Source organism: Micromonospora sp. CNZ296 (genome assembly GCF_007827635.1).
The window spans coordinates 588,229-603,359 of sequence record NZ_VISW01000002.1 but is presented as its reverse complement, the minus strand read 5'-3'; the positions used below and the strand labels follow the sequence as shown (position 1 = coordinate 603,359).

The following is a 15,131-nucleotide window of genomic DNA, read 5'->3' as shown; positions in this document are numbered from 1 at the left end:
GCCGGATCAACGAAGAGCCACCCAAGTGATCACCAACGCCGAACCCTAACGGCAATCAGCCGAACCGATCACCACAGACATAGAAGCGTCTTGCACTTCGGTGCCCGGCAAACCTCCCGAACCGGACACTCAAGGGGCCCGAACTGCAAGATCGCGCGGGAAAAGTGGGGTCAGGCTGCGGCGAGGGCGTGCTGGGGTGGGCGCAGGGACGACTCGCCCGTCGACCAGGCGGTGAGCAGGTGTGCGGCGAAGAGGGCGTCCAGCGCCAGCGCGGCGGCGGCCCCGAACAGCACGTCGGACGCGAGCGCCGGCTCGGCCCGGACCAGCCCGCCGCACATGTCGTACGCGGCGATCTGCTCGTGTACGGCGTCGGCCTCGACGTGCTCGTCGTAGAAGCGCGTGGCGACCTCGTCGAAGCCGAGCCGGCGCAGTCCGTTGCCGTAGCGGCGATTCGGCAGCGACGAGGTCATCTCGTACGCGGCCAGGTGCCCGAGCAGCGCCCCGCGCAGCCGCCGGTGCAGACCGAACAGCGACATCAGGTTGTTCGTCGCCAGCGTCACCGCCGGCACCCGGTCCAGATGGGCGGCGTAGCCGGTGTCCAGGCCGAGCCGGTCCATCGTGGTGCGGAACAGCTCGGCGTGCATCCGGTCCAGCCGGCCGTTGCCGTACTCGTCGGTCTGGATCTCCACGAGCGCGGCCTTCGCCGGCCCACCGAGCCGGGGCAGCGCCCAGCTGTGCGGGTCGGCCTCGCGCAGGTGGTAGATCGAGCGGTGGGCGACGAACTCGCGGAACCGGTCGAGGTCGGCGCGGCGTTGCAGCGTGGCGGCCAGCGGCGGGCCGTCGTCGGCGGCCACCAGGTCGGCCAGCGCACCCGGCACGCCGGCCGGCAGCACCGCCGGCTGCGGACCGGCCAGCTCGCGCAGCGCCGCCTCGAACGGCCGCTCGGCGCGGGCGCGCAGCGCCAGCAGCGACGGCTCCCACTCCCACGCCTCGTCGACGCCCGACCAGCCCCGGTAGTGCAGCTCGTAGCAGAGGAACAGGGTGAGCTGGAGGTCCTCGTCGGTCAGCGGCGCGGCGGCCGCGTCCAGGTGCGTGCCCAGCCCGGCCGGCAGCTCGCCCGGCGCCGCGCGCAGCGCGGTCAGCAGCGCGGCGGAGACGGGCCCGCGCGCCGCGGGCAGCGGAGCGGGGCCGTAACGACTGTCGGCGGCGACGGACATGTGACCTCCCGGGACGGTTGCGCCCGGTCGCAGTGCCCCGCCCGGATGCCGCTAAACGACTTCGTCCGCCGCGATGGCCTCGGTCTGGATCACCCGCTCCCGCACCCGGCGGGCGGCGTCCCCGTCGGCCACCAGGCCGCGCAGGTCGGCCAGCGCCGGTTCGGGCGCGTCCAGCGGCACGGCCGGGTCCACCACCGCCTCCAGGACGGCAGGCCGGTCGGCCGCCAGCACCTCGTCCCAGGCGGGTCCGACCAGGTCCGGCCGGTCCACCCGGACGCCGTGCAGCCCGAGCAGGCGGGCCCACCCGGCGTACGGCACCTCGGGCCCCCGCTCCCCGGGTGACCGGCCGCCGCCGACGCCGGACCGGTCCCTGTTGTTCAGCACCAGCACGATCAGCCGGGGATCGCGCCAGGCCGTCCAGTGGTGCGCCACAGTGATCAGCTCGGCCAGGCCGTTGAGCTGCATCGCGCCGTCGCCGAGCAGCGCGAACACCGGCTCGTCCGGGCGGGCCAGCTTGGCGGCGACCGCGTACGGCAGGGCGCAGCCCATCGAGCCGAGCGTGCCGCACAGCCGCGCCTGCACACCCGGCGGCAGCTCCAGGTGCCGGGCGTACCAGTAGACGACCGAGCCGACGTCGACGGCGACGCCGGCGTGCCGGGGCAGCCGGGTGGACAGCTCACGGAGCACGAGCCGCGGGTCGACCGGATCGGCGGGTGTGGCGGCGCGCTCGGCGGCGGCCACGCGCCACCGGTCCACCATCTTCTCCACCATGCCGCGCCACTCGCGGTGGGGATTCTCCGGCACCCGGGTCAGCAGCGCCCGCAGCGTCTCGGCGGCGTCGCCGACCAGCGGCACGTCCACCGGGTAGCGGGTGCCGATGCGCCGGCCGTCGATGTCGATCTGGATGGTGCGTACCTGGCCCGGCATCGGGAACCAGTCGGTCCACGGATCGTTGGTGCCGATCATCAACAGCGTGTCGCAGGAGCCCATGAGCTGCGCGGCGGCGGTGGTGGTGCCGACCTCGCCGAGCACGCCGGTGTGGAACGGCAGCCGCTCGTCGAGCACCGGCTTGCCCAGCAGCGACGTGGCCACGCCCGCGCCGAGCCGGTCGGCGAGTGCGACGATCTCCTCGGCCGCGCCGTGCGCGCCCTGGCCGACGAGCACCGCCACCCGCCGCCCGTTGCCGAGCAGCGAGGCGGCGGCGTCCAGGTCGGCGTCGTGCGGCAGCACCCGGGCCAGCGGCTCGCCGGGCGTCGCGGTGACCACCCCGGCGGTCTGCGGCAGCAGGTCCGGTACGGCGGTGACCTGCAACGCGCGCGGCAGCACCACGCAGGTCGGGCTGCGGGTCGCCGCGGCGGTACGGAACGCCTGGTCCAGCAGTGCCGGCACCTGCTCGGGCCGGCGGCCGTAGCGGACGAACTGGTTGCACACGTCGCCGAACAGCCGGCTCAGCCCGATCTCCTCGTGCGCGCCACCGAGTGGGCCGGTGACGTCCTCGCCGATGATCGCGACCACCGGCTTGCTGTCGAGCTTGGCGTCGTAGAGCCCGTTGAGCAGGTGCACCGCGCTCGGGCCCTGGGTCGCCAGGCACACCCCGACGCCGCCGGTGAACTTCGCGTGCCCGGTGGCCATGTACGAGGCGGTCTCCTCGTGCCGGGCGGGGACGAACGCCGGGTCCCCGCCCGCGTCGTCGAGCGCGCCCACGAGCGGGGCGATCGCCGCGCCCGGACAGCCGAACACCCGCGGCACCCGCCAGGCCCGCAGGCGTTCGACCACCAGGTCGGCGACGATGCGCTCAGCCATTACCCCGCCCCGGCGTGCTCGCGTCGACGTAGCGCAGCACCGCGCCGACCCCGTCGGTCAGCTCCGGCGCCTCCTCGGGCGCGAGCACCGTCAGGTCCGCGTCGGTGCCGATCAGCGCGCGCAGCAGCGCCGCGTCGGCGCGTACCCGCTGGGGGTCGGCCACCGACATGCCGGCCAGCTGCCCCGGGTCGGTGGCGATCTCGGTCGGCTCGGGGCCCACCCACAACTCGCCGTCGGCCGACGGGTCGTCCACGATGAGCATCGTGTCGACCTGGTTGCGTTGCAGCGCGGAGACCACGGCGTCGAGTCCGGCGCCGACGTCCTCCTGGACGCCGAAGCGGTCCAGCGCGGCGGCGATCCGCCGGTCGGCGACCTCGGCGACGGTCTGCACCATGATGTCGTCCATCAGCGTGTCGTCGGCGCCCACGTCGCGGGCGCCCGCGTCGGTGCGGACCAGCACGTCCTGCCAGCGCTCGGGGAGCTGGGCGGCGATCATGCCGGTGGCCCGCACGTCCCCGGCCACCAGGACGACGTCCGCGCCGACGCGCTCGGCCAGGTCGGCGGTGGCCGCGGCGGCGTCACCGGCGTTCTGGTGCCACGCCTCCATGGCGGCGCGCTGGTAGCGGGACTGCGACCACCCGCCCGGCTGCACCCGGCGCAGCTGGCGGCTCTGCCCGCCCTTCACCTGGGCGCGCCGGGGCACGCCACCGGCGCTGACCGCCATGGCGTCCGCGCCGGTACGGTCGGCCAGCACCCGTACCCAGGCCACCTGCTCGCCGCGCTGGGCGACCAGCGGCATGGTGTGCGGCAGCGCCGACCAGCTCGCCAGGTCACGCAGCGGCGGCGCGGACAGGTACTCGGTGAGCACCACGCGGCCCCGGGTGGCGAAGACGGCGATGCCGTAGTCGCCGGGCATCGGCTGGTGCCGGCGGACGACCTCCTCCACCGCCTCGACGGTGACCGGGTCGGCGCCCTGCCCCAGCAGGTCGCCCTTGAGGGCCCGCCAGCGCAGGTCGACCTGCGGTCGCGCGTCCTGGGTGTCGCGGGAGGCGTCCATGTACACCGAGCACCAGGGCCCGGGACGGTTGTAGAGCGGGCGCAGGAAGGACAGCTGCATGCTCGACCCCTTTCCGGCTCGGCCGCACGCATACCCGCACCCCGGCGGATGTCACCTGCCGGCGGCCGGGGCGTGACCACCGTTCATTCACGTCGTTCAACCCGAAGGGCCGATACCATCTGTGCACGGAACGGGACTCTCGGTGGTGAACATGGACACGGAGCTGTACAGCCGACGCGTCGTCCACCCGACGGAACGCGTCGTCACCGGGCGTCTCGTCCGGTTGATGGAGGGCTACGCCCGGGAGGTCCGGGTCGGGCAGCCCGCGCTGGTCGCGGTGCTGACCGCCGCGGGCGTGGTGGGGCTGCTGCTGAAGGTGGTGCGCGCGTTGCTCAGCAGCGGCGGCGGCGGGGCCCGGCGCAGCTTCAAGGAGCTGAAGAAGGGGCCGGAGTTCCTGGTCACCCCGGTCCGGGTACGCGACGCCGCCGGCCGGCTGGTCGAGGTCGAGCTGCACGGCCACCTGCCGCAGAGCGCGCTGCACCCCGGCGACCACGTCCAGCTCACGCTGCGGGCGCAACGTGACGAGGACCTGCCGCCGCGGATCGAGCGGATCGTCAACCTGACCACCGGGCAACTGCTGACCCCGCGTACCGCGACGCTCTGGTCCCACCTGGGTCCGGCGCTGCTGCTCCAGGCCATGCTGGGCGCCGTGCTGCTGTTCGGCGTGGCCGCCTGCTCGGCCCTGACCTAGGTTTCCCCGTCACCGGAGGCGGGCACCGCTGCGGCCATGTTCGCCGGATTCACGCTCACCGAGATCGACGTCGGCGAGGTCCGCCTGCGCGTACGCCACGGCGGCTCCGGGCCACCCGTGGTGCTGCTGCACGGGCACCCGCGTACCCATGCGACCTGGCACCGGGTGGCGCCGCGGCTGGCCGCGCGGCACACGGTGATCTGCCCGGACCTGCGCGGCTACGGCGGCTCGTCGAAGCCGCCGAGCGACCCGGAGCACACCGTCTACTCGAAGCGGGCGATGGCAGCCGACGTGGTCGGGCTGCTCGACGCGCTCGGCCACCGCCGGGCCGCAGTGATCGGTCACGACCGCGGCGCGTACGTGGCCATGCGGACCGCCCTGGACCATCCGGACCGGGTGAGCCGCCTCGGCGTGCTGGATGGGGTGCCGATCGGTGAGGCGCTGGCCCGCTGCGACGCCCGGTTCGCCGCCCGCTGGTGGCACTGGTTCTTCCTCGGTCAGCTCGCCAAGCCGGCCGAGCGGGTGATCAACGCCGATCCGGACGCCTGGTACGGCGGATCACCGGAGGAGATGGGCGAGCAGGCGTACGCCGACTACCGGCGCGCCATCCACGACCCGGCGACGGTGCACGCCATGTGCGAGGACTACCGGGCCGGGCTCGGGCCGGACCGGGCGGCGGACGACGCCGACCGGGCCGCCGGGCGGCGGATCGGCTGCCCGGTGCTGTTCGCCTGGTCCGAGCGCGACGACATGGTCGACCTCTACGGCGACCCGGCCGCGATCTGGCGGGACTGGGCCGACGACGTGCGGACCGCGTCGATCCCGTCCGGGCACCACATGGCCGAGGAGGCGCCGCGGGAGCTGACCGACGTGCTGGCCGGGTTCCTCGCCGAGGATGTCGCCGCGGTCAGCGACCCGCGGGGGTGAGCGGCCGCTGCGCGACAGCCGGCGCGTCGAGCAGGCCCCTGCGGCTCGCCCAGCGCTCGAACAGCACGGTGGCGAACGGGGGCACCGCGCTGGCCAGGGCCAGCCCGGTCTGCACGAGCGTCCAGCGGCGCCGCCGGGCCACCACAAGCGCCAGCAGGCCGTAGACCACGAACAGCGCGCCGTGGATCGGGCCGAAGATCTTCACGCCGATCTCGTCGCCGGGCGGGCCGTACTTGACCGCCATGCCGGCCAGCAGCGCCGCCCACGAGCAGGCCTCGGCGAACGCCGCCACCACGAACGCCCGGATCCACCCGTCGCGCATTCCGCCACTCCCCTTCGCCGTCGGCGGCCATGCTAGCCGCCCGGGCCGGGCCGCCCGGACGGAACCCGCTGCCCCGCGACGGGGATCACCGGGGCCGCCACGGGGTACAGAAAAGGGCCTCCGGGCCTTTCCTGACCCGCCACTCCGTGCGAGGTTGGGGAGAACCAACGGTGACAGGGTGGTGACCATGGGCGAGGACGTCGGCGTGCGTACCTTCAGCCGGGAGGACCGGGCCCGCTATCGCGAGAAGGTCCGGCGGTGCCTGGACGTGTTCGCCGAGATGCTGCGCGAGTCCCGGTTCGACGTGGAGCGGCCGATGACCGGCCTGGAGATCGAGCTGAACCTGGTCGACGACGGCTTCGACCCGGCCATGCGCAACGCCGACGTGCTGGAGGCGATCGCCGACCCGGCGTTCCAGACCGAACTGGGCCAGTTCAACGTGGAGATCAACGTCGAGCCGCGGCGGCTCGCCGGCACCGGCACCGCGGCGTTCGAGGAGCACGTCCGGGCCAGCCTGAACGCCGCCGAGGAGAAGGCCCGTACCGTCGGCGCGCACATGGTGATGATCGGGATCCTGCCGACGCTGCGCCCGGAGCACCTGACCGCCGAGACGCTGTCGGCCAATCCCCGGTACGCGCTGCTCAACGAGCAGATCTTCGCCGCCCGGGGCGAGGACCTGCCCATCGCGATCAGCGGGGTGGAGCGGCTGGCCACCACCGCCGACACCATCACGCCGGAGGCGGCGTGCACCAGCACCCAGTTCCACCTCCAGGTCAGCCCGGCGCAGTTCGCCGACTACTGGAACGCGGCCCAGGCGGTCGCCGGCATCCAGGTGGCGCTCGGCGCGAACTCCCCGCTGTTCTTCGGCCGGGAGCTGTGGCGCGAGACCCGGGTGCCGCTGTTCCAGCAGGCCACCGACACCCGGGCGGAGGAGATCAAGGCCCAGGGCGTACGCCCGCGGGTGTGGTTCGGCGAACGCTGGATCACGTCGGTGTTCGACCTGTTCGAGGAGAACGTCCGCTACTTCCCGGCGCTGCTGCCGGTCTGCGACCCGGAGGACCCGGCGGCCACGCTGCACAGCGGCGGCGTGCCGAAGCTGGCCGAGCTGCGGTTGCACAACGGCACCATCTACCGGTGGAACCGGCCGGTCTACGACGTGCTCAAGGGCCGGCCGCACCTGCGGGTGGAGAACCGGGTGCTGCCGGCCGGGCCGACGGTGGTGGACACCGTCGCCAACGGCGCGTTCTACTTCGGCCTGGTACGGGCGCTCGCCGAGTCCGACCGCCCGTTGTGGTCGCAGATGTCGTTCAGCGCGGCCGAGGAGAACTTCAACGCCTGCGCCCGGCACGGCATCGACGCCCAGGTGTACTGGCCCGGGCTGGGCTACCTGCCGGTGACCGAGCTGGTGCTGCGCCGGTTGCTGCCGATGGCCCACCACGGGCTGGACCGGTGGGGCCTGGACCCGGCGGAGCGGGATCGGCTGCTCGGCATCGTCGAGCAGCGCTGCCTGACCGGCCGCAACGGCGCGACGTGGCAGGTGGAGACGCTGCACCGGCTGGAGTCGGCCGACCACATGGACCGGCCGGCGGCGCTGCGCGAGGTGGTCCGCCACTACGTCGACCTGATGCACAGCAACCGGCCCGTGCACGAGTGGCCGATCCCCTGAGCCGGGTCGGCGCGGTGCCCCGCGTCAGCGCAGCGCCGTCACGGTCGCCCGCGCGGCCTGGGCCACCAGCGCGTCGTCGGGCTCCGCGTCGCGGCTGTCCCGGCTGGACATGACTGCGAGCACGATCGGCGCCCGGTCCGGCGGCCACACCACGGCGATGTCGTTGCGGGTGCCGTACCCGCCGGTGCCGGACTTGTCCGCCACCTGCCAGCCGGCCGGCACGCCGGCCCGGACCAGTCCGCTCCCGGTGGTGCTGGCCCGCATCCAGCCCAGCAGCAGGTCGCGGTCCGCGGGCGGCAGGGTCTCACCCAGCGTGTACGCCCGCAGCGAGCCGGCCAGCGCGCGCGGCGTACTGGTGTCGCGCTCGTCGCCGGGCGTGGCCGCGTTGAGTTCCGGCTCGGTACGGGCGGGCCGGGTCACCTGGTCGCCGACGTCCCGCAGCGCCCGCTCGAAACCGGCCGGGCCGCCGAGCGCGTCGAACAGCAGGTTGCCGGCGGTGTTGTCGCTGTACCGCACCGCCGCCTCGGCGGCGTCCCGCAGCGTCATCCCGGTCTCCACGTGCCGCTCGGTCACCGGGGAGTGCGCCACCAGGTCCGCGCGCCGGTAGCGGACCACCCGGTCCCGGTCGGCGTCCGACGTGGCGGCCAGCATCGCGCCCGCCGCGAGCGCCTTGCACGTGGAGGCGTACGCGAACCGCTCGTCGGCCCGGTGCGCGAGGGTGCGGCCGGTGCCGGTGTCGAGGGCGAAGACGCCGATCCGGGCGCCGGAGCGCCGCTCCAGGGCCGCCAGTTCCGGCGGCGCGGGCACCGGCGAGGCGTTCGGTGTGGCGCTCGGCGTGGCCGAGGCGGTGGATGCGGCCGGGGCGCTGGTCGCCGGTGCGGGTTCGGGCCGGTCCGTGGTGCAGCCGGCCACCAGAGCCGTCGCCGTGAGCATCGCCGCCGCGAGCACCTGCCGTCGGATCATCCGTTTCCTCCCCCGTCGTCCGGACCACGCCGTTCTCGGGCCATTGTCGCCGATCCCGGTCGCCGGTGGTCCGCAGCCTCTCGGCCGGCGCGGTGGTCCGGCCGCCCGCCGCGCCGGCCAGGACCGGTGGTTCGCCGGCCGACGCGGCGGGTCAGCCCGCGACGGCGGCGAACGTGACAGCGCCGAGCGCGGCCACCGGCAGCGCCACCGCGGCGGCCAGCAGCCGCACCCGGGCGGACCGGCCGATCAGCACCACGAGCAGCGCGGCGAGCGCGAGGTCGATCGCGACGTTCCACCACGCTCCGGGGTACGACCCGGACTTCAGCGCGAACCGCAGCGCCTCCTCGACGAACACGGCCACCGGCAGGGCGGTCCCCACGATTCGCCGCCATCCGTCGGTCCGCGCCCAGATGCCGCCGACGCCGAACACCACGCCCGCCACCACGCCGAACGCCATCCAGACGATCGAGGTGGGCGACCAGATCACGGCGAGGTCGTCGCCCTGGAGCAGCGTCGCCGCCAGGTAGTAGCTGGGCACCGCGACGATCAGCAGGACGCTGGCCGCCACGGCGGCGCGCACCGCGCCCGACCGGATCCACCATCCCAGCGCGAACGCGGCGACCGCCCAGGTGGCTGTGGAGTTGCCGAGTTCGGCGAACGGGAACGGCACCCACTTGATCCAGACGAAGTCCAGGAAGCCGAGCAGGAAACCGGCGACGGGGACGACAAGCGCGACGGCGCGACGCGAGGGTGGCATGCGGGGGAGCATACTCAGTATGCTCACCGGGTCGGCAGGGTGGCCCTACGAAGCCAGGCGCCGCTCGGACGGCGCGAGACGCACCGCGGCGTCGGAGCGGTTGATCTCGGCCCACACCTCGTCGAGGGAGAGGCCGAGGACGTCGGCGATGGCGGCGATGGTGGGGAACGCCGGCGTGGCGACCCGGCCGGACTCGATCTTCCGGAGCGTCTCCGGGGAGACACCGGCGTCGAGCGCGGTGAGCAGCATCGAACGCTCGCCCCGGGCGCGGCGCAGAAGCGCACCGAGGCGCTGCCCGCGCTCGACCTCGGCGGGGGTGAGGGGCAACCTGACCATGCCAGGATTCTAATACCGGGATAACATGACCGGGATACTTATTGGTCGCGTGAGGAAGGCGCCTGCATGATCGAGATCCTGAGCCCCACCGACGTACGGCGGGCGCGGGACACCGGCGCCCTGGTCGCCCACATCCTGCGGACGCTGCGCAGCCGCACCACCGTGGGCACGAACCTGCTCGACATCGACCGGCAGGCGCAGCGCATGATCACCGAGGCCGGGGCGCAGTCCTGCTACGTCGACTACGAGCCGTCGTTCGGGCGCGGGCCGTTCGGCCACTACATCTGCACCTCGGTCAACGACGCGGTGCTGCACGGGCTGCCGCACGACTACACGCTGGCCGACGGCGACCTGCTGAGCCTCGACCTGGCCGTCTCGCTGGGCGGGGTGGTGGCCGACTCCGCGATCAGCTTCGTCGTCGGTGACGCCCGGCCCGCGGAGAGCGTCGCGCTCATCGACGCCACCGAACGGGCGTTGCAGGCCGGGATCGCCGCGGCCCGCCCCGGCGCCCGCGTCGGCGACCTCTCGTACGCCATCGGCTCGGTCCTCACCGAAGCCGGATACACGGTCAACACCGAGTTCGGCGGCCACGGCGTCGGGTCGACGATGCACCAGGACCCGCACGTGTCGAACACCGGGCGCCCCGGGCGCGGCTACACGCTGCGTCCCGGACTGCTCCTGGCGCTGGAGCCGTGGGTGATGGCGGACACCGCCACGCTGGTCACCGACGCCGACGGGTGGACGCTGCGCAGCGCGACCGGCTGCCGCACCGCGCACAGCGAGCACACCATCGCCATCACCGACGACGGCGCGGAGATCCTGACGCTGCCGAAGCAGTGACCTTCGCTGCGGCAGGCGTCGCCGTTCTCCCGCGTTCCCGCCGCCGGGCGTCGTCAGGCGGGTGCGCAGCGCTCCCGCAGCTCCGGCACGCCGGGGCCGGTGAGGTCGTCGCAGTAGGCGGCCCGCCCGGCCATCGCCATCATCAGCGCGAGCGTGGTGCCGCTGACCAGCGGGCCGGTGCCGGCGGTGAACGGTCCGTCGGTCGCCTCCACCCGCAGGCCGTCGATCGCGCTGCGCCCGGCCACCGTGAAGTCCCGCCCGGCGTAGAACCGGGCGACCGGCGTGACGGCCTCGACCGACGGCGTCCGTGTCAGGCCGAGCGGACGCCGGATGTCCTGGGCGTGCACGACCACCTCACCGAGCCACGCCTCGGTCGGCCCGAACGTCGAGGTGGTGCTGCCGATGATCCGGCGGAACCGGTCCAGCGTCTCCCCCGGGTCGGCGCCCCGGTGCCCGGCCAGCCGGCGGTCGTTGTGCAGATCGAAGTCGAAGCGAGCGCCGAGCACGCTCGCGAGCCAGCGGACGCGGCCGATGCTCGCCGCCGCGGTCATGTGCGCCAGCGTCTCCTCCACCGTCCACCGGCTGCACAGCGAGGGCCGCGCCCACTGCGCCGCGTCGAGCCCGGCGAGATCGTCGGCCAGGGCGGCGCGCTCGGCGTGCGCGAGCGCCCACAGCTCGCTGCGGGTCAGCGTGTCGGACATGGAACCTCCAGAGTCGGGCCGTCGGAGGTTGGACCGCGCCGCCGCGGCGAACTCACCGCTCCCCCCTTCGCCGATCTTGGAGTTGTGGTGGTTCACCAACCCGGCATCGGCGACATTCGAGGCGCCACAACTCCAAGATCGACGGGGGCGAGTCGGGTTCAACGTTTGCTGCACGTCCGCTGAACGCTCGCCGGTGACGCTTCTCGCATCCATCAAACCGCAAGGGAGAAGCGTCATGTCACACCGTTTCCTCTCCACCTCGCGTGCCGCCGCCTCGGTGGTCGGTGCGCTCGTCCTGGCCGCCGCGGGCCTTGCCGGTGGCGCCGCCCCGGCGTCCGCGGCCTACATCGTCCCCGCCGACTGCGGCCCCTACTCCGGGGCGCCGGTGCCGGCCGGATACACCCTGAGATTCGCCGGCGCGCTCTACGTCAGCAACAACGCCAACGGCCCGGAGTTCATCATCGGCACGACAACTCGCAACGTCATCGTCGGAAGCGTCTACGACGACATCATCTGCGGGCTCGACGGCAACGACGACATCCAGGCCAACAGCGGCGACGACATCGTCTACGGCGGGCTGACCGGCGACGACATCTGGGGCGACCTGGGCAACGACAACCTCCACGGCGACGGCGGCGCCGACACCATCCACGGTGACCGCTTCATCGGGCCCAGCGCCCTGGACGGCAACGACCGCGTGGACGGCGGCAGCAACGACGACCACCTCTACGGCGACCAGGGCGTGGACACCCTGGTCGGCGGCCCCGGCTGGGACGACGGTGACTGCGGACCGGACGCGGTGATCGACGATCCCCGGCCCACCCTGGATCTCCCGATCAACTGCCCGTGATCCCGCCGGCACGGCGGTCCGCGCACCGGGAGACCGGGAACGCGGACCGTCGCGCTGCCGCCTGTCGGATCGTCGTCAGGCCCGGTCCGACCATCGCCGTCCGCGGCTACCGTGACAGTCCGTGGCGGTGGAGTTCCGGGTACTCGGCGACCTGGACGTCCGGGTCGACGGCCGGACGGTCCGGATCGGTCACGCCCGTCAACAGTGCGTCCTCGCCGCCCTGCTGGTCGAGCCCAACCGTGTCGTCGCGACCGAACAGCTCATCAGCCGGGTCTGGGGCGACGAGGTGCCGGACGGGGCCACCGCCACCCTGCGTGGCTACCTGTCCCGGCTCCGCCGGGCCCTGGCCGGCACGGACGAGGTCCGCATCGTCCGGCGCCATCCCGGCTATCTGCTCGCCGTCGACCCGGACCGCGTCGACCTACACCGCTTCCGCGAGCTGACCGAGCAGGCTCGGCGCGCCGGGGACGACGCGACAGCGATCAGCTGCCTGGAACGGGCGCTGGGTCTCTGGCGCGGCGAGGCGTTCGACGGGCTGACCACACAGTGGCTGGTGGCCTACCGGCAGACCCTCGACCGGCAGCGGCTCGCCGCCGCGCTGGACCGCAACGACATCGCCCTGCGCCGGGGCCGGCACGTCCGCCTTCTCCCCGACGTCCTGGCGCTGAGCGGCCGGTACCCGTGGGACGAGCGCCTGGCGGCGCAGGCGATGCTCGCGTTGTACCGGTGCGGGCGGCAGGCCGACGCCCTCGAGCACTTCCACCGGATGCGCCGCCGGCTGGCCGCCGAGGTCGGTACGGACCCCAGCCCGCCGCTGGCACAGCTCTACCAGCAGATCCTCACCGCCGACGCGGCGATCGCGCCGCCGGACCTGCCGGGCGGCGGCGAGCCGAGCGCGACGGCCACCGGCACGGCACGGGATGCGGGTGCCGTGCCCCGGCAGCTACCAGCGTCGCCAGGGGTCTTCGCCGGCCGGACCGCCCAGCTCGCGCGCCTCGACGAACAACTCGGCGACGCGGGACGCCCGGACGGCGGCGGGTCGCCGGTGGTGATCTCGTCCATCGGTGGTGGCGGTGGCGTCGGAAAGACCTGGCTGGCCCTGCGCTGGGCGCACGCCAACGCCGGCCGCTTCCCCGACGGGCAGCTCTACGTCAACCTGCGCGGCTTCGATCCGACCGCGGACCCGGTGGCGTGGCCCGCGGCGGTGCGCGGATTCCTCGAAGCACTCGGCGTCGAACCGGCACGCGTCCCGGCCGACCCGGACGCCCGGGCGTCGCTGTACCGCACGCTCGTCGCCGGCCGCCGGCTGCTGGTGGTTCTCGACGACGCCCGCGACACCGCCACGGTGATCCCGCTGCTGCCCGGCACGCCCACGAGTGCGGTCCTGGTGACCAGCCGCCGGCAGCTGGCCGGCCTCGTCACCACCCACGGCGCGCGTCCGCTGCCACTGGACGTGCTGCCCGACGACGAGGCCCACGAGCTGATCGTCCGGCAGGTGGGTGCCGCACGGGTGGCGGGACACCCGGACGCCGTCGCGGACATCCTGCGCTTCTGCGGAGGTCTGCCGCTGGCGCTCGGGATCGTGGCGGCCCGTGCCGCGCTTCACCCCGAACTCCCCCTGTCGTCGGTCGCGGCGGAGCTGACCACGGCTGTCCACCCGCTGGACGCGCTGGCCGGCGACGAGGCGACGACGAACCTGCGCGTGGTGCTGTCCCGCTCGCTCGCGGCGCTCACACCGGCCTCGGCGGAGGTGTTCACGCTGCTCGGACTCGCCCCGGGCCCGGACATCAGCCGGGCCGCGGCGGCCGGCCTGACCGCCCGTACGCCGGACGAGCTGCGCCCGCTGCTGCGCGAGCTGGTCGACGCGCATCTCGTGCAGGAGCACGTCGCGGGCCGGTACCGCATGCACGACCTGGTCCGCAGTTTCGCGGTCGAGCGGGCGACCGGCGACCCGGCCGGTACCCGGCCCGCGCTGTGCCGGCTGGTCGACCACCACCTGCACACGGCGCACGCGGCCGCGCTGCTGCTGTCCCCGCAGCGCGACCCGCTGACCCTGGCCCCCGCCGCGCCGGGGGTGACCGCCGAACGGCTCGACGACCTGGCGGCCGCGCTGGCCTGGTTCACCAGCGAACACCAGGTGCTCCTCGCGATCATCGACTACGCCGCCGGCAACGGCCTCGACACCGCTGCCGGGCAGCTGTCGTGGACCCTGGCCACCTACTTCGACAGGCAGGGCCACTGGCACGACTGGGCCACAGTGGCCCGCCGGGCGGTCGAGGCGACCCGGCGGTCGGGTGACCGTCCCGCGCAGGCCCAGGCGCGCCGGCTCCTGGCCGGGGCCTGCTCCAACCTCGGCCGGTACGACGAGGCGCAGCGCAACCTGCTCGCCGCGCTCGACCTGTTCGCCGCCCTGGGCGACGACGAGGGGCGGGCGCACACCCACTTCGACCTCAGCATGCTGCACGACCGGCAGCGGCAGCCCCGGGAGGCCCTGCCGCACGCGCGGCGGAGCCTCGCCCTCTACGAACGGGTCGGCGGCCCGCTCAAGCAGGCGGTCGCGCTCAACGCGATCGGCTGGTACCACTCGCAGCTCGGCGAGCACCACGACGCGATCACCTTCTGCCGCCGGGCGCTCGCCCTGTCCGAGGAGGCCGGGAGCGCGTACGGGCAGGCGAACACGTGGGACAGCATCGGCTTCGCCCACCACCACCTCGGCGAGTACGAGCACGCAGTCGACTGCTTCCGGCAGGCCCTCGCCCTGTTCACCGACATCGGTGACCGGCATGCCGAGGGCATCGTGCTGGACCACCTCGGCGACACGTGGGCCGCGGCCGGGCGAGCGGACGCGGCCCGGGACGCCTGGCAACGGTCACTCGCGCTGCTCGACGAACTCGGTCACGCCGACGCCGAGGCGGTACGGCGGAAACTTCACCAGTGAGCG

General features: G+C 74.2%; 14 protein-coding genes. 6 read left to right on the top strand and 8 right to left on the bottom strand.

All coding sequences use genetic code 11. The features are described from left to right. Window positions 1–170 precede the first annotated feature (170 nt). From FB455_RS05500 to FB455_RS05490, 3 genes are read right to left on the bottom strand one after another with little or no spacing between them, the layout of a single operon-like run. Window positions 171–1,217, bottom strand: coding sequence for an iron-containing redox enzyme family protein (locus FB455_RS05500; protein WP_145752517.1), 1,047 nt, complete (start codon window positions 1,215–1,217; stop codon window positions 171–173). A gap of 51 nt (window positions 1,218–1,268) precedes the next feature. Continuing rightward, on the bottom strand, window positions 1,269–3,020 hold the full coding sequence (locus FB455_RS05495; RefSeq protein ID WP_145752515.1) for a thiamine pyrophosphate-binding protein: 1,752 nt from the start codon (window positions 3,018–3,020) through the stop codon (window positions 1,269–1,271). Then, the gene (locus FB455_RS05490; RefSeq protein WP_013286024.1) at window positions 3,013–4,137 is read right to left on the bottom strand and encodes a baeRF2 domain-containing protein; all 1,125 of its coding nucleotides are present in this window, start codon (window positions 4,135–4,137) and stop codon (window positions 3,013–3,015) included. The genes FB455_RS05495 and FB455_RS05490 overlap by 8 nt, the downstream gene beginning before the upstream one ends. A gap of 151 nt (window positions 4,138–4,288) precedes the next feature. On the opposite strand from FB455_RS05490, the gene FB455_RS05485 reads away from it, so the two are divergent. Together FB455_RS05485 and FB455_RS05480 are read left to right on the top strand one after the other, a co-directional pair. Continuing rightward, window positions 4,289–4,828, top strand: coding sequence for a hypothetical protein (locus tag FB455_RS05485; protein ID WP_036311648.1), 540 nt, complete (start codon window positions 4,289–4,291; stop codon window positions 4,826–4,828). A gap of 36 nt (window positions 4,829–4,864) precedes the next feature. Continuing rightward, window positions 4,865–5,755, top strand: a complete 891-nt coding sequence (locus FB455_RS05480; RefSeq protein ID WP_013286022.1) for an alpha/beta fold hydrolase — start codon at window positions 4,865–4,867, stop codon at window positions 5,753–5,755. Here the strand turns inward: FB455_RS05480 and FB455_RS05475 are convergent. Continuing rightward, on the bottom strand, window positions 5,736–6,077 hold the full coding sequence (locus FB455_RS05475) for a DUF3817 domain-containing protein (protein ID WP_013286021.1): 342 nt from the start codon (window positions 6,075–6,077) through the stop codon (window positions 5,736–5,738). The two genes, FB455_RS05480 and FB455_RS05475, sit on opposite strands and share 20 nt — an antisense overlap. A 187-nt stretch (window positions 6,078–6,264) precedes the next feature. Between FB455_RS05475 and FB455_RS05470 the strand changes: the two genes are divergently transcribed. Next, window positions 6,265–7,743, top strand: a complete 1,479-nt coding sequence (locus tag FB455_RS05470) for a glutamate-cysteine ligase family protein (RefSeq protein WP_013286020.1) — start codon at window positions 6,265–6,267, stop codon at window positions 7,741–7,743. A gap of 24 nt (window positions 7,744–7,767) precedes the next feature. Here the strand turns inward: FB455_RS05470 and bla are convergent, their stop codons facing one another. The 3 genes from bla to FB455_RS05455 all read right to left on the bottom strand — a co-directional run bounded on the left by bla (window position 7,768) and on the right by FB455_RS05455 (window position 9,799). Further along, a complete protein-coding gene (gene bla, locus FB455_RS05465) occupies window positions 7,768–8,706 on the bottom strand; it encodes a class A beta-lactamase (protein ID WP_145752513.1) in 939 nt (312 codons plus the stop codon). A 151-nt stretch (window positions 8,707–8,857) separates the two neighbouring features. Further along, window positions 8,858–9,463, bottom strand: coding sequence for a DUF6518 family protein (locus tag FB455_RS05460; RefSeq protein ID WP_232236776.1), 606 nt, complete (start codon window positions 9,461–9,463; stop codon window positions 8,858–8,860). A 45-nt stretch (window positions 9,464–9,508) separates the two neighbouring features. Next, window positions 9,509–9,799: a helix-turn-helix domain-containing protein gene (locus tag FB455_RS05455; protein ID WP_013477014.1), complete on the bottom strand. Its 291-nt coding sequence runs from the start codon at window positions 9,797–9,799 to the stop codon at window positions 9,509–9,511. 66 nt (window positions 9,800–9,865) lie between these two features. Between FB455_RS05455 and map the strand changes: the two genes are divergently transcribed. Then, window positions 9,866–10,639 (top strand): type I methionyl aminopeptidase, encoded by a 774-nt coding sequence (map, locus tag FB455_RS05450; RefSeq protein WP_071095274.1) that lies wholly within the window; start codon window positions 9,866–9,868, stop codon window positions 10,637–10,639. 53 nt (window positions 10,640–10,692) lie between these two features. Here map and FB455_RS05445 read toward each other — a convergent pair whose 3' ends face one another. Continuing rightward, complete coding sequence (locus FB455_RS05445) at window positions 10,693–11,340, bottom strand: maleylpyruvate isomerase family mycothiol-dependent enzyme (RefSeq protein WP_030274305.1); 648 nt, start codon at window positions 11,338–11,340, stop codon at window positions 10,693–10,695. Window positions 11,341–11,575: 235 nt separating this feature from the next. On the opposite strand from FB455_RS05445, the gene FB455_RS05440 reads away from it, so the two are divergent. Together FB455_RS05440 and FB455_RS05435 are read left to right on the top strand one after the other, a co-directional pair. Next, window positions 11,576–12,190, top strand: coding sequence for a calcium-binding protein (locus FB455_RS05440; protein ID WP_013477017.1), 615 nt, complete (start codon window positions 11,576–11,578; stop codon window positions 12,188–12,190). 121 nt (window positions 12,191–12,311) lie between these two features. After that, entirely contained in the window at window positions 12,312–15,128 is a 2,817-nt protein-coding gene (locus FB455_RS05435; RefSeq protein ID WP_145752511.1) for a BTAD domain-containing putative transcriptional regulator, read from the top strand. The last annotated feature ends 3 nt before the right edge of the window (window positions 15,129–15,131 follow it).

Excerpts from the sequence above, each read along its gene's own strand:
- FB455_RS05500 (WP_145752517.1), bottom strand. The coding sequence starts at position 1,217 with ATGTCCGTCGCCGCCGACAGTCGTTACGGCCCCGCTCCGCTGCCCGCG.
- FB455_RS05495 (WP_145752515.1), bottom strand. The coding sequence starts at position 3,020 with ATGGCTGAGCGCATCGTCGCCGACCTGGTGGTCGAACGCCTGCGGGCC.
- FB455_RS05490 (WP_013286024.1), bottom strand. The coding sequence starts at position 4,137 with ATGCAGCTGTCCTTCCTGCGCCCGCTCTACAACCGTCCCGGGCCCTGG.
- FB455_RS05485 (WP_036311648.1), top strand. The coding sequence starts at position 4,289 with ATGGACACGGAGCTGTACAGCCGACGCGTCGTCCACCCGACGGAACGC.
- FB455_RS05480 (WP_013286022.1), top strand. The coding sequence starts at position 4,865 with ATGTTCGCCGGATTCACGCTCACCGAGATCGACGTCGGCGAGGTCCGC.
- FB455_RS05475 (WP_013286021.1), bottom strand. The coding sequence starts at position 6,077 with ATGCGCGACGGGTGGATCCGGGCGTTCGTGGTGGCGGCGTTCGCCGAG.
- FB455_RS05470 (WP_013286020.1), top strand. The coding sequence starts at position 6,265 with ATGGGCGAGGACGTCGGCGTGCGTACCTTCAGCCGGGAGGACCGGGCC.
- bla (WP_145752513.1), bottom strand. The coding sequence starts at position 8,706 with ATGATCCGACGGCAGGTGCTCGCGGCGGCGATGCTCACGGCGACGGCT.
- FB455_RS05460 (WP_232236776.1), bottom strand. The coding sequence starts at position 9,463 with ATGCCACCCTCGCGTCGCGCCGTCGCGCTTGTCGTCCCCGTCGCCGGT.
- FB455_RS05455 (WP_013477014.1), bottom strand. The coding sequence starts at position 9,799 with ATGGTCAGGTTGCCCCTCACCCCCGCCGAGGTCGAGCGCGGGCAGCGC.
- map (WP_071095274.1), top strand. The coding sequence starts at position 9,866 with ATGATCGAGATCCTGAGCCCCACCGACGTACGGCGGGCGCGGGACACC.
- FB455_RS05445 (WP_030274305.1), bottom strand. The coding sequence starts at position 11,340 with ATGTCCGACACGCTGACCCGCAGCGAGCTGTGGGCGCTCGCGCACGCC.
- FB455_RS05440 (WP_013477017.1), top strand. The coding sequence starts at position 11,576 with ATGTCACACCGTTTCCTCTCCACCTCGCGTGCCGCCGCCTCGGTGGTC.